The sequence below is a fragment of the Tardiphaga sp. 215_C5_N2_1 genome (assembly GCF_052076055.1).
Taxonomy (GTDB): Bacteria; Pseudomonadota; Alphaproteobacteria; order Rhizobiales; family Xanthobacteraceae; genus Tardiphaga; species Tardiphaga robiniae.
Genome location: NZ_CP197240.1, coordinates 264,718 through 277,734, shown reverse-complemented (window position 1 = coordinate 277,734; position 13,017 = coordinate 264,718). Strand labels below are relative to the sequence as shown.

8 protein-coding genes are annotated in these 13,017 nt (G+C 63.5%); 4 read left to right on the top strand and 4 right to left on the bottom strand.

The features are described from left to right. Positions 1-145: 145 nt before the first annotated feature. A complete protein-coding gene (locus tag AB7828_RS01255) occupies positions 146-1,315 on the bottom strand; it encodes an ABC transporter substrate-binding protein (protein ID WP_175366718.1) in 1,170 nt (389 codons plus the stop codon). Between the two features lie 248 nt (positions 1,316-1,563). Here AB7828_RS01255 and AB7828_RS01250 point away from each other — a divergent pair, with 248 nt between their 5' ends. Beyond that, complete coding sequence (locus tag AB7828_RS01250) at positions 1,564-2,055, top strand: MarR family winged helix-turn-helix transcriptional regulator (RefSeq protein WP_068738189.1); 492 nt, start codon at positions 1,564-1,566, stop codon at positions 2,053-2,055. A 541-nt stretch (positions 2,056-2,596) separates the two neighbouring features. Here AB7828_RS01250 and AB7828_RS01245 read toward each other — a convergent pair. Then, positions 2,597-5,767 (bottom strand): autotransporter outer membrane beta-barrel domain-containing protein, encoded by a 3,171-nt coding sequence (locus AB7828_RS01245; protein WP_441229173.1) that lies wholly within the window; start codon positions 5,765-5,767, stop codon positions 2,597-2,599. A 231-nt stretch (positions 5,768-5,998) separates the two neighbouring features. Further along, positions 5,999-8,794, bottom strand: coding sequence for an autotransporter outer membrane beta-barrel domain-containing protein (locus AB7828_RS01240; protein ID WP_441229172.1), 2,796 nt, complete (start codon positions 8,792-8,794; stop codon positions 5,999-6,001). Positions 8,795-9,007: 213 nt separating this feature from the next. Here AB7828_RS01240 and AB7828_RS01235 point away from each other — a divergent pair, with 213 nt between their 5' ends. Both AB7828_RS01235 and AB7828_RS01230 read left to right on the top strand, forming a co-directional pair. Beyond that, positions 9,008-10,732 carry a winged helix-turn-helix domain-containing protein gene (locus AB7828_RS01235; RefSeq protein WP_175366722.1) on the top strand — a complete coding sequence of 575 codons (1,725 nt, stop codon included), beginning with the start codon at positions 9,008-9,010 and terminating at the stop codon, positions 10,730-10,732. A 199-nt stretch (positions 10,733-10,931) separates the two neighbouring features. Beyond that, entirely contained in the window at positions 10,932-11,111 is a 180-nt protein-coding gene (locus tag AB7828_RS01230) for a hypothetical protein (RefSeq protein ID WP_092147566.1), read from the top strand. Positions 11,112-11,143: 32 nt separating this feature from the next. On the opposite strand, the gene purU is transcribed toward AB7828_RS01230, so the two are convergent. Continuing rightward, positions 11,144-12,004: a formyltetrahydrofolate deformylase gene (purU, locus tag AB7828_RS01225; protein WP_231077455.1), complete on the bottom strand. Its 861-nt coding sequence runs from the start codon at positions 12,002-12,004 to the stop codon at positions 11,144-11,146. A 144-nt stretch (positions 12,005-12,148) separates the two neighbouring features. On the opposite strand from purU, the gene AB7828_RS01220 reads away from it, so the two are divergent. Continuing rightward, positions 12,149-12,985 carry a uroporphyrinogen-III synthase gene (locus AB7828_RS01220; protein ID WP_231077456.1) on the top strand — a complete coding sequence of 279 codons (837 nt, stop codon included), beginning with the start codon at positions 12,149-12,151 and terminating at the stop codon, positions 12,983-12,985. The last annotated feature ends 32 nt before the right edge of the window (positions 12,986-13,017 follow it).

The window sequence follows — 13,017 nt, the reverse complement described above, 5'->3', positions numbered from 1 at the left end:
GTGGCCGGCCGCAAGGCCGGTCGGGTGGGGGTGGCGCCACCTGGAGAGCGCCGCGTGTGGCGCCCCACCCTACCCCTCCCCACGCAAGCGCGGGGGAGGGAAATTGCCGATGGCGGAGCTTACTACACTTCCGAAAAAGTGTCGCTTACTTCTTCGTCTTGCCGGGATCCTTCACCGCCTCGAACGTCGCGAATTCGATGTTGTAGAGTTCGCCGTCCACCTTCTCGACTTTGCGGATATAGATGTTCTGCACGATGTCGCGGGTCTCCGGATCGATCGAGATCGGGCCGCGCGGGCTTTCCCACTTCATGCCCTTCATCGCCGCGATCAGGCTGTCGCCGTCGGCCTTGCCGCCGGTCTTCTTCAGTGCCTCGTAGACGAGATGGATGCCATCCCAGCCACCGACGGCCATGAAGCCCGGACGGGTGTTGTAGGCCTTCTTGTAGGCCGCAACGAACTCCTTGTTCATCGCGGAGGGATGCGCTGCCGAATACAGATGCGCTGTCACGGCGCCCAAGGCTGCATCGCCCATATTGTTCAGCAGGTCGTCGTCCATCACGTCGCCGGGTCCGATCACCTTGATGCCGGACTTGTCGAGGCCACGCTCGGCATACTGCTTCATGAAGTTACCGCCCTGCCCGGCGGGCACGAACACGAACACCGCGTCGGGCTTGCTGTCCTTCATGCGCTGCAGGAACGGCGCGAAATCCGGATTGGCGAGTGGCACCTTGACCTCTTCGACGATCTCTCCGCCGCCGGCGGTGAAGTGCTCCTTGAAGAATTGCAGCGCGTCGTTACCCGGTGCGTAGTCGGAGGTCAGCGTCGCGACCTTCTTGATGCCGTTCTTGGCAGCCCAGTCGCCGATGATGGTGGAGGACTGCGCCAGCGTGAAGGAGGTGCGCACGATATAGGGCGAGCGCTCGGTGATGATCGAGGTGCCCGCGGCCATCACGATTTCCGGCACCTTGGCCTGGGTCGCGAGCGGCGCGGCGGCCAACGCGGCCGGCGTCACGCCGAAGCCGGCGATGATGTTGACCTTCTCGTTGACGATCAGTTCCTGCGCGAGGCGCTTGGTGTTGTCAGGCAGCGCCGCGTCATCCTTGAGGATGATTTCGACCTTCTTGCCGGCAACGGTATCGCCGTTCTTCTGCTGATAGAGCTTGATGGCGTTGTTGATCTGCTGGCCGGTCGAAGCCTGGCCGCCGGTCATCGGCACGATCAGACCGATCTTGACGGTCTCCTGCGCCTGCGCGAGCCCGCCGATGGACAGCACGCTGACAGCGGTCACGGTCGCGGAAATCAAATTCCTCAGCATTAATTCCTCCTCTGTAGGTGATGCCGGCTCTTCAAGGCCGTGAAGTCATAGTCCCCATACGCTGTCGCCTGCGATGATGATCGCCCGCGATAACGGAGCCATGTTGACCTGTCAACGGCTGGGTTGACAACACAACGCGGTCTGTTGAACTGCGTAATTCCGACGCATCGTGGCATGCTGCTAAAGTCTAGCCAAGCATTCACGGGCCGCTCGATTTCCGTTCATTTCAGATTGCAGATCGTATCCAGATGACAAAGCCGGTGATCAACCATGGACGATATGTACCGGCGCTCATCAATTTCCTGGGCAACAAGCTCGCCGCGGGCGCCTCGAGTGCCTATCGGCGCGAATTCGGCGTCGGCGTCACGGAATGGCGAATCCTCTCGAAGCTCGCCAGCGAAGACGCGTGCACCGCACAACAGATTTGCCAGTATTTCGATCTCGACAAGGGTCTCGTCAGTCGCACCCTTAAATCTCTGGTCGATAACGGCAGCGTGACAGTGACCGATCTGGCCGGCGACAACAGGCGCGTCGTCATCCTGACCAAATCCGGCCGCGCGCTGCATGACCGGATCATCGAGCTGGCGCTGGACCGCGAACGGGTCCTGCTGGATTGCCTCGATGAGAAGGAAGTCGAAAAGCTGATCGACATGCTGGGCCGCCTGCTGGCACAGGCACCGGCGGTCAACGCGGTACAGGTTCGCAAACCCGCTGCATCGAAGCGCAAGACCACGGCGTGAGACGACATGGCTGAGTGCGGCCACGCGCCGTCCTTGCCCGCGCCTGTGCGCGTGCGTGGCGGTCCCGGTGGCCTCCCTCAAGAATGAGGGAGATGAAGCGCCGAAAGGCGCGACTTGGGTACAGTGCCGCAGCGTAGTGTCCGGATCGCCGGACAGCAGAGGCTGCGGAAACGCCTTTCGACGCTCCATCGTGGCGATTTCTGTCCCCGGGACCGTTCTTCCGGGCAAAGGCGCAGACCTCCGCACTCCGCTGATCCCGACGGTTTCCCGCCGTTCACCAATGCCACGTCCAGCCAGCATGAGTGGCAGACCCCCGTAGTGGGGCCGGACGGTGACCCAAGGCCTCCCGAGTGCGTGAGGGAACGTCTCCCTCCCGCCCGCAGGCGCCACATCCCGCCCCGCGCTAACAAGCGTCCCTGGCAACGCCCCTCAAAGTGGGACGGGATGCAGGGGAATATAATCTGCGCTGAAACGACGTCAAGGATTATTTTCAAATTCCTGCCGAACGAATGCGCTCGGCGCACCGCGCCCTCGGCACCTGCTACCACGTATAACGCGCAACGCCCTTGCCGGCATAGCTGCGCGTGACGTCCGAGAACTCGCCCTCGAATGTCGCTGCCAGCGAGAAGCCGCTGATGAAGCCCATCTCGGCCGAGGCCGTGGTCAGCGCCGCATCGCGTGCCGGCGCTGCGCCTGACACCGTGAACGAGGCGCCGGGCAGTGACTGGAACGTGGCTGCGATGCTGCGATCGCTGTTGAAATCATGCGCCCACGCGGCGCGGCCACGCAGCGTCAGGATTGCATCGTTGACGGCGAAGGACTTGTCGGTGCGCAGGCCGAGTTCGCTGCGGGTCGATGTCACTGTCTTGCCCGCGTAGTTCAGCGCAAAGGTGCTGGCGCCGCCATTGACGGTTTCCGCATAGGACGGCAGGTCGAATGCGATCACCTGCGCGGCGACATAGGGCGTCACGCCGACGCCGCCGAGCCATGAACTCACAGTGCGGTTGCCGCCTTCGACCCGCGCCGAATAGGAATTCGCATTGAATTGCGCATGCAGGCGATCGATACCGGCGACGGTGACGATGCGATCGGTGGTGATGTCCTGCCAGCCATAGGCGGCGGCGGCGGTGATATAGGCCGACGACACGCTGTGGCGCACGAAGGCGCCCATCTGAAACATGTCCGAATGACCGCTGCCGCCATTGGCCACGGAGAAATTCGTGCCGGCGCCCGCAAGCGAGAAGCCGGCCACCGTGTTCGGCGACAACAGCACGTCGGCACCAACGGCGGTGCCGCCGATGCTGCTGCGCGCGGTGTTCGATCCCGTCGCCGCATTGCCGTCGGAGGTCTGCGACCCGCCGAAGCCCGACGCCCACACGCTCCAGCGTGCCTCGAAGGACGGCGCGCGCGGCGGCGCCTTGGTCAACATCGCGAAGGCATCACGCGGCTTGCGCGCATCCGCGTAGCCCATCGCGCCCGGCGCATCGAATCCCCTGCCCGCGCTGAACGGATCGGTCATCATGCCCATGAACTGCGTCATGGCGTTGAAGGTCGTCTGCTGCGATCCCGTCGCGGTTTCCCCCGAGGTCTGCGTCAGCGCGTTGCGCAGTGCATCGCCGGTGAGCGCAAACAGCGCGTTGAACTGGCCCGGCATCGTGCCGCCGCTCGTCAGCGCATTGTCGATGGCGGTTGCGACGGCCTTCTGATTGCGGCCGGCACTGTCCGGCAGGTTCGGGCTGAGCAGGCCGGGATCGACGGTCAGCAACACGTCGTTGCCCACATAGCTCAGCCGCGCATTGCGCGCGAAGTTGTTGAGCAGGGTTGTCGTGTCGAAGCTGCCGCTGATCGTGCCGGCAGTCAGGATCGTATAGGTCGTCGTCGCGGCGATGCGCGCCAGCGGATCGACCGTGACCTTGCCAGCCAGCGTCGCGGTGCCGGTGACGATGGTCTTGTCGGATGATGCTCCGGAGATCTGCACCAGATAGGTCGATGCCGCCGTCATCGTCAGGCTGCCAGTGACATTGAGCGTGCCGATAGAATTGCCCGGCGCCAGCGTGCCGCCATTGACCAGCGTGTCGCCGACAAAGCCGTTGCCGCCGAGCGTGCCGCCTGAATTCACCGTAGTCAGCGACGACGATGCGATCGAACCGTTGACGCTGAGCGTGCCGACGTCGACCGTCGTCGTGCCGGTATAGGTGTTGATCCCGCTCAGCACGGTGTTGCCCGCACCGGTCTTCACCAGTTTGCCCTGGTCGGCGCCGCTGTCGGAAATGACTCCGTCGAAGCTGTAGAAGTTCGAGCGATTGAAGATCAGCGTGCCGCCGTTGGCGACATCGCCGACGATCGAACCGGTGGTGCCGCCATTGCCGATCTGCAGCGTCGAGCAGAAGCAGATCGCGGTGCCGCCGGTATAGGTGTTGGCGCCGGTCAGTGTCGTGACGCCGGTGCCGTCGATCCACAGCGACATCTTCGCCGCCGCGCCATCTCTGATCACGCCGGCAAAGGTCGTGCTGCTGTTGTTGAGGCCGACGACCAGAACCGCATCGGCGGCGTTGGCATTGGTCACGCTGCCGGCGCCGGCCAGCGAGCCGATGAACTGGAACGGGTTGTCGAGGGCCAGCGTGGCGCCGGCCGCGATCGTATAGGCGCTGTCCGGGCTGAGCGAGCCGCGCGCCAGCAGCGTGCCGGCAAGAATATTGGTGGCGCCGGTATAAATGCTGTTGCCGGTGAGCGACAATGTGCCGGCGCCGCTCTTGGTCAATGCGCCAGGCGTCCCGCCGCTGTCCGCGATATTGCCGGACAGTCCGAGGGTGCCGGTATCGACCTGCAGGGTGCCGCCGCCAGTGCCCAAAGCAATGTTGCGCGCCGATGAAAAGCCGGCAGTCGTCTGCAGCGTGCCGCCGGTGAAGGTCAGCGCCCCCGCTGCGCCGCCGAGATTGGCATCCTGCGCGACGCTAATCGTGCCGCCGGCAAAGGTCGTGCCGCCGGTGTAGGTGTTGATCCCGGACAGGATCATCGCGCCGGCGCCGGTCTTCACCAGCGAGCCGCCGGTGCCGCCGTCGGCGATGACGCCGGTGACGTTGGTGGAGAAGTTGTTGCCACCGACCGTCAACTCGTTTTGGCCCAGTCTGAAAGTGCCGCCGCCGTTGATCGAGCCGGCGCTGAGCTTGTTGTCGCCAAGGGGGCCGGTCGATCCGCCGAAATCCGTGGTGCCCGCCGCGCCATTGGTGATGGCCGCGTTGCCGGCCGTGCTGGTGTTGATGAATTGCAGTTGGAAGTTGTTGGCGATGGTGGCACTGCCGGCCGTGCTGGAGTTGGCGAAAGTCATTACGCTGTTGTTGGTAATGTCGACTGAACCGCCGTTGACGACGATGCCGGCGCCGGTGAAAAAGAGACTGCTGCCGACGGTGAAGCTGTAAGCCGAAGCACCGGCATTGAAGGTCCAGCCGCCGAGGGTCGTAGAGGCCGAAAATGACAGCGCGGCGACGCCGGACGTGCCGAAGAACGCGGTGCCGGTCGGCACCGCGGCCGGACCCCAGTTCGCTGCCGTGTTGAAGTCGCCGCTGCCGGGCGTGTTCAGCCAGGTGGCGTCCTGCGCCGCCGCCGGCAGCGCCGCCAAAAAGGGCGCGATGCACAGCGCCGACGAGGCCAGCAAAATGGCCCGTAACCGGCGCGCCGCGCCGAAACGATCGTTGAGAACCCGTATCGCCACCCGCTCACCCCGTTGCATTTCGACGCTCAAGGGCGCGGCGAAGCCGTGTATCGGAGCGGACCCTGCCACAATGGAACCGCGCCGTCGTCGCATTTTGCGCAAAGCGACGCGCGGCACCCCAAAATGGTCGGTTCGGCAGGTGATTTCCCGGCAATGTCGCCGGAAAGTCACAGCCCGTTGGCGCGTCCTTGCACGACGACCAAGCCGACGTCACCCATCAGACAGGCGCGATCACCATGTGTAGCGCGCAACGCCCTTTCCGGCGTAGCTGCGCGTGACATCCGAGAACTCACCCTCGAATGTCGCCGCCACCGAGAGGCCGCTGGTGAAGCTCATCTCGGCCGAGGCCGTGGTCAGCGCGGCGTCATGCGCCGCCGCTGCGCCGTTGACGACGAAGCTCGCGCCGGGCAGCGACATGAACGTCGCCGATGCGGCGCGGTCGGTGTTGAAATCATGCGCCCAAGCCGCGCGGCCGCGCAGCGTCAGGATCGCATCGTTGACAGCGAAGGACTTGTCGGTGCGCAGGCCAAGTTCGCTGCGGGTGTCGTTCACGGTCTTGGATGTGTAGCTGAGCGCGAAGGCGTTGCTGCCGGCGACAGCGGTTTCCGCATAGGCCGGCAACATGACGGCGGTGAACTGGACGGCGGCGTAAGGCGTGAGACCGAGGCCGCCCTGCCATGACGTGACGGTGCGATTGCCGACTTCAAAACGTCCCGAAAACGTATTGGGGCTGAAACGCGCCTGCAACTGATCCGTCATCACAGCGCGGTTGGTGGTGACGTCCTGCCAGCCATAGGCCAGTGCGCCGGACAGATAGGTCGAGCCGATCGCGTGGCGCACGAAGCCGCCGATCTGGAACAGGTCGGAGCGACCGGAGCCGCCGCCTGTCACGCTGAAGCTGGTGCCGCCGCCGGCCATCGCAAAACCGGCGACGGTGTTGGGCGAGATCAGATAGTCGGCGCCGACGGCGACGCCGCCGATGCGGCTGCTCGATGTATTCGAACCGGCGGCCGCATTGCCATCGGTGGTCTGCGTACCGCCGAAGCCCGACGCCCACACGCTCCAGCGCGGATCATAGGCTTGCGCCAGTGGTGCTTTCGTGAACATCGCATAGGCATCGCGCGCCGCACGGCTCTTCGCTGTCGATGTGTCAGCGTTGGTGTCGGCGAATCCCATCGCGCCCGGCGCCGTGCCGCCGCGACCTGCTGCAAAGACGTCGGTCATCGATCCCATGAACTGCGTCGTCGCCCCCATGGCGATCTGCTGAGATCCCGTTGCAGTCTCGCCGGAGGCCTGCGTCAGCCCGGTGGCGGTCAGTCCGCCATAGACCAGCGGAATGCCGCCATTGCGGTTGAAGTAATTGACCAGCGCGCTACCGACGCCGGACTGATTGCCGCTGAGGCCGGTGTTCGGCGGCGCGATGAAGGCAAGCGCCAGATCCAGATAGGCATTGTTGGCGTCGTAGCTCAGGCTGGTCCTGAAGCCTGACGGCAGATTGCTGTTAACGAGCGCGTTGAAGGTGGTGCCACCAAGACCGCCGGTAGCGTTGAGGATGGCGTATTGCCTGACAACGTAAGAGCCTGCCGCGAAGCTGGCATTGACAGTGCCGCCGTTCAGCGTAGCGCTGCCGGTGACATTGGTGCGGTCGGATGAATACGGCGAGACCTCGACATTGTAGTTCGACCCGGCGCCGAAGGTCAGGTTGCCATTGACGGTGATGGTGCCGATCGAGTTGCCCGGCGCCACTGTGCCGCCCGATGCAATCGTCGTGTTGCCGAGCGTGCCGGTGCCACCGAGCATGGCGCCATTGTTGACGGTGAGCATCAATGACGAGGCAATCGAGCCATTGACGATCAGCGCGCCGCCATTGACCGTGGTCGCACCGGTATAGGTGTTGGCGCCGGACAATGTCAGCGTGCCGGTGCCGGCTTTGACAAGCGACCCGCCGATGCCGCCGGCGCCATGGCCACCATCAGCAATGATTCCGGTGACATTGGTCGACAGATCATTGCCGCCGACGGTCAGTTGGTTGGCGCCGAGGGTGAACGAGCCGCCGCCGGCAATCGAACCGACGCCAAGCGCGCCGACATGAGCGCTGAAATCCGTGACGCCTGCCGCGCCATTGGTAATCGCAGCGGTGCCACCCGTACTCGTACTTATAAAGTTTAGCAAACCGCCGTTGGTTATCGCCGCACTGCCGGCCGTGGAGGCGTTGTAGAAATACATCAAGTTGACATTGAGAATGGACGCGTTTCCGGCGCTGCTTGTGTCAAGAAAACGCAGCAAGTTTGAATTGGTGATCGTGGCGCCGCCAGCCGTCGCACTATTACTGAAAAACAGGTCATTGGTACTGGTAATGGTCGCGCTGCCGGCTGTGCTGCTCGCGTTGAAAGCGAGATTGCCGGTATTCGTGATCCTCGCATTGCCCGCTGTCGTCGTTCCGTTGAACGACATCGAATTGCTGCTGTTGATGGTAGCGTTTGCGGCCGTGCTGTTATTATAAAACCCCAAAACGTAGGTGTTGACGATATTGGCGCTGCCGGCCGTGCTGGTTTGATTAAAAGACAAAATACCCGGGTTCGTCAGCGTGGCGCTGCCAGCGGTGCTGGCATTGTTGAAATTCAGCAGTCCGCCATTGATAAAATTGACGCTGCCGCCAAGGACGGAAATGCCGCCGCCGCTGAACTCAAGCGTTCTGAGATTGTCGCTTGAGAACGTGTAGGCCGGCGCCCCGGCGGAAAAAATCCAGCTGTCGAACACAATATCGGCAGTGATAACCACAGAGGCGGCGTTCGTGACTCCGAATGTCGCAGTGCCGGTCGGCACCCCCGCGCTCCAGTTACCAGCCAGGTTGTAGTTGTTAGAGCCGGGATTGAGCAGCCAGGTCGAATCCTGCGCCGCCGCCGGCAGCGCCGCCAAAACGGGCGCCAGGCCCAGTGCCGACGACGCCAGCAAAATGGCCCGCAGCCGGCGCGCCGGCCCAAGTCTCTGGTTGGCGAGTCTCTGGTTGAAAAGCCCTAGCGCCACCCGCCACCCCATTCCAGTTCGCCGTCGCTCGGGCATTTCGGCAACCGAAGGCCCGAGACGGCAGAATCAACGTCGCACGGGTGGCGCGCGGGCGTCCTGAAGCAGCGCGCGTATTTTCTGAAGTTTTTCTGATATCTTGCGATCAGACGCCCGCACGGCGCGTTTTCTGGTAATTGCTGGCCCCGGACGGTTTCGGGAAACCGCGGAGGCACGGTGTACCGTTTTGCTGGCTTTGAATTTGATCGGCTGCGCGCCGAGCTGCGCGGGCCAGACGGCAAAGCCATCAAGCTTCGGCCGAAAACCTTCGATATGCTGGCGCTGTTCGCAGCCAACGCCGGCCGCATCATCAGCAAACAGGAGCTGATGGAGGCGGTCTGGCCGAACGTCCATGTCGGCGAAGACAGCCTGTTTCAGTGCATCCGGGAGCTTCGTACCGCGCTGGGCGACGATCAGCGGCAGGTGATCAAGCTCGTGTCCGGCCGCGGCTATATGTTCGATGTCGAGATGTTGGCCGAACCGGCCGCCGTGGAGACGCCAGCCGCGTTGCCGCTGGCCGCCTTGAGCGGGGAGCCTGCCCGCGCCGTGGCCGCCGCTGAACCCGTCGAACGGCGGCGGTTGTTCGGCTTGCGCGGACCCGCGGCGCTCGCCGCAATGGCGGGGCTCGGCGCGATCGTTGGACTGGCCGTTGCCGCCCCGATCTTCGGTCCGGATGTCATCTTCGGGCGAGCGCCGCCGACCATCGCCGTGATGCCGATCGCCGGTGTGGGCAGCGACAGTCAGGTCGCCGAGACGGCAGCGAACGTGACCACGCGTCTCGTCGATGGCCTGGCGAAGATCGACAATATTCGCGTGATGACGCAAACCGCGCCGCAGCCGGCATCGCCACTTGCGACACAACCGGACTTCGTCGTGAATGGCGAACTGGCGAAAGGCGAGCGGTCGTGGGAGCTGCGTGCGCGCATGACTAGGACGGCGACCGGCGAAGTGGTGTGGACTGTGCCGGTGGCCGTCAGCTTCAAGGATTCAGACCTGGAAGAGCCAGACCTCGGGATGCAACGGTCCCGGCTGGCGGCGGGACTTGGACATCCGCTCGCGCTTCGCATCAACGCGCTTCTTGAGCCGGGTGCACGAACCGCTGCAACCGTCGGCCGTTCGCCCGGCAATGCCAGGGTTGCGATCGAGCAGGCCATCGCCTCAATCAACCAGACCACACGCGAGCGTTTCGCCACGGCGCAGGCGATGCTGGAAAAAGCGCTCGCCGAAGAGCCCAACAATGCCGACCTGCAAGTCGCGCTCGCGGCGCTGCAAATGCGCGGCATCCAGATGGTCTGGTACGGCCCGGACGACGCCGCCGCAGCGGAGAAAAATGCCAAGGCCATGCTGGAGCGCGCGGTGCGGACCAGACCCAGTTCTATTCCGGTGCTCGAAGCCTATTGCCGCTTTCTCAACGCGACCAATGAATTTGTCGAAAGCCTGGTGGTTTGCGCCAGAACATTGGCGTTCGATCCCTGGAACGGAATGGCGTTGTACCACATAGGCCTCGGGCAACTTCCGCTTGGCCGGTTCGAGGACGCGCTGGCAACGTTCAAGCAAGCCAACCGGTTTGATACGCCGCCGGTGTCGCGCTGGACCTGGCTGCTTGGCGCGGGAGTGAGCTACCTGATGATGGGCCGCGACGAAGAAGCATTGCCCTGGCTGCAACGGTCCATCGCCATCACGCCGGCCTCCGGGCGTCCGCTTGTGCTGCTGGCCGCGGCCTACCAGCGGTTGGGCCGCACGGACGAAGCACAGGCGGCTTTGACGCAAGGCTTGAAGCTGCGGCCCGGTTCGACAGTGAGCAACATCGGGATCCCGACCAAGAATGTCAGCGCCGCATATATGGAAGCGCGCGGCCGGATCGAACAGGCGCTCATCGCGGCCGGATTGCCGGAGCGCTGAGGCCGTCCAGCCACGCTCGGTAATATTTGACCATTGATTTGCCGTGAATTCTCGGCAAAACCCGTCGCAGATCTGCTATATTCCGCAGACCGCCTCAAATGATGTTGCCGCCATGCCAGTAGCCCGCCGCGTCCCCGTTTTTGTCTGTCTTGTGCTGTTGTCCTGCAGCCTTGGCGGTTGTGGCTCAATCAGTTCATTCATGGCCGGTGGCATGGCCGACCTGATCCCGGCATGGGCCGGCGGCCTGCCCGCAGACGCGCCGCCGCGTCCGGGCAGCCCGGAATACGAAGCCTATGCGAAGCGACATGAGCAGCAGCAATCCGGCGCCATGACGGGGCCGGACCCCGCCACATCGCCCTCGGCAGAGGCTGTTCGCTGATCGCGGTGTCACCGACGCCGCGACGGCGTCGGTCAGTTCATGAAAACGACGGTCTTCATGCCGTTGAGGATCACCCGATCCTCAAGGTGATAGCGCATGGCGCGCGCCAGCACGCGGCGCTCGATGTCGCGGCCCTTGGCCACGAGTTCTTCCGGCGTGTCGCGATGGCTGATGCGCTCGACGTCCTGGTCGATGATCGGACCTTCGTCGAGATCGCTGGTCACGTAATGCGCGGTGGCGCCGATCAGCTTGACGCCGCGGGCATGGGCCTGGTGATAGGGCCGTGCGCCCTTGAAGCCCGGCAGGAACGAATGATGGATGTTGATGCACTTGCCGGACAGTTTCGCCGACATCTCGTCGGACAGGATCTGCATGTAACGCGCCAGCACCACGAGCTCGGTCTCGGTCGTGCCGACCAGATCCCAGATCGCCTGCTCCTGCTCGCGCTTGGTCTCCTTGGTGATCGGCATGTGGTGGAACGGGATGTCGCCGAAATCGAGATCCTTGAAGGCTTCGCGCGGATGATTCGAGACGATCGCGGTCGGGATCATGTCGAGATCGCCGGTGCGCCAGCGATACAGGATATCAACGAGGCAGTGATCGGACTTCGACACCAGCAGCATGACGCGGCGACGGGTCGCCCGGTCCCGCATCTGCCAGTCCATCTTGAAGCGCTCGGCGATGGCCCCGAAGCCGGTCTTCAGCGCCGCCAGCTCGACATTCACATCCGCGGCGTTGAACACGACGCGCATGAAGAAGTGGCCGGTCTCGACATCGTTGAACTGCTGGGCATCGAGAATATTCTGGCCATTTTGGGCCAGGAAGGTCGATACAGCGGACACGATGCCGGGGCGATCTGGACAGGACAGGGTCAGAACATATTGATGGGACATGGGACGGGCTGATCTGCTTCAAGTGAACTGGAAATTGAGGCCCTGCTCTATCATCCGCGGCGGCCTTGCGCCAATCCAATTGCGCGCTGCAATATGGACGTCATTGCCAGCGAATTAACGTGCGAAAACAGGCAGAAAACAGAGATGGCTGACAAGCTCAACGGTTACCGCATCCTGATCCTGGAGACCCGCGAGGAAGCGCAATTCTCCCGCCTGCTGACCGAACAGGGCGCCAATGTGCTGCAATGTCCGATGTTCACCATCGAGGACGCGCCGGATTCCGCTCCGGTCGAGGCCTGGATCGGCCGGTTCATTGCTAACCCGTTCGACGACCTCGTTTTAATGACCGGCGAAGGGCTTCGCCGGATGATGAAAATCGTGCGTCAACGCGGCATCGAAAAAGAGTTCGTCGCCGCGGTCGGCAAATCCCGCAAATTCGCACGCGGACCGAAGCCCGGTCGCGCCTTGCGCGAGATCGGCCTCGAGGCTGACATCACCACCGAGAAGCCGACCTCCGAAGGCGTCGCCGAAATGCTGTCGCGGCTCGATCTCAAAGGCCATCGCCTCGGCCTGCAGCTCTATCCCGAGAAGGACCACACCGTTCTGATATCAGCGATCACCGCCTGCGGCGCCGAGGTCGATACGGTGCTGCCTTACGTCTACGACTCCAAGGCCGCTGAAACGAACATCCTCTCGGCCATCGACGAAATGGAAGCCGGCCGCGTCGATGCCATCGCGCTGACGAGTTCGGGTCAGGTGCGCCGTCTCGTCGATGCTGCGAAGGCGCATGGCCGCGAGGATCAATTGCGCAGTGCACTTGCAAAGACACCGATCGCATCGGTTGGTCCCGTCGTGTCTGATGAATTGAAATCGTACGGCCTCGAGGCCGACATCTATCCAGCCAATGATGCGTTCTTCATGAAGCCGCTGATCTCGGCGATGTCGATCGCGCTCGACAAGGCTGCAGCGCGCGCCGAATGACTTGACGCCCGCACACATCTCGACATGATGCC

Coding starts and splice junctions, on each gene's coding strand:
- AB7828_RS01255 (WP_175366718.1), bottom strand. CDS start 1,315: ATGCTGAGGAATTTGATTTCCGCGACCGTGACCGCTGTCAGCGTGCTG.
- AB7828_RS01250 (WP_068738189.1), top strand. CDS start 1,564: ATGACAAAGCCGGTGATCAACCATGGACGATATGTACCGGCGCTCATC.
- AB7828_RS01230 (WP_092147566.1), top strand. CDS start 10,932: ATGGCCGGTGGCATGGCCGACCTGATCCCGGCATGGGCCGGCGGCCTG.
- purU (WP_231077455.1), bottom strand. CDS start 12,004: ATGTCCCATCAATATGTTCTGACCCTGTCCTGTCCAGATCGCCCCGGC.
- AB7828_RS01220 (WP_231077456.1), top strand. CDS start 12,149: ATGGCTGACAAGCTCAACGGTTACCGCATCCTGATCCTGGAGACCCGC.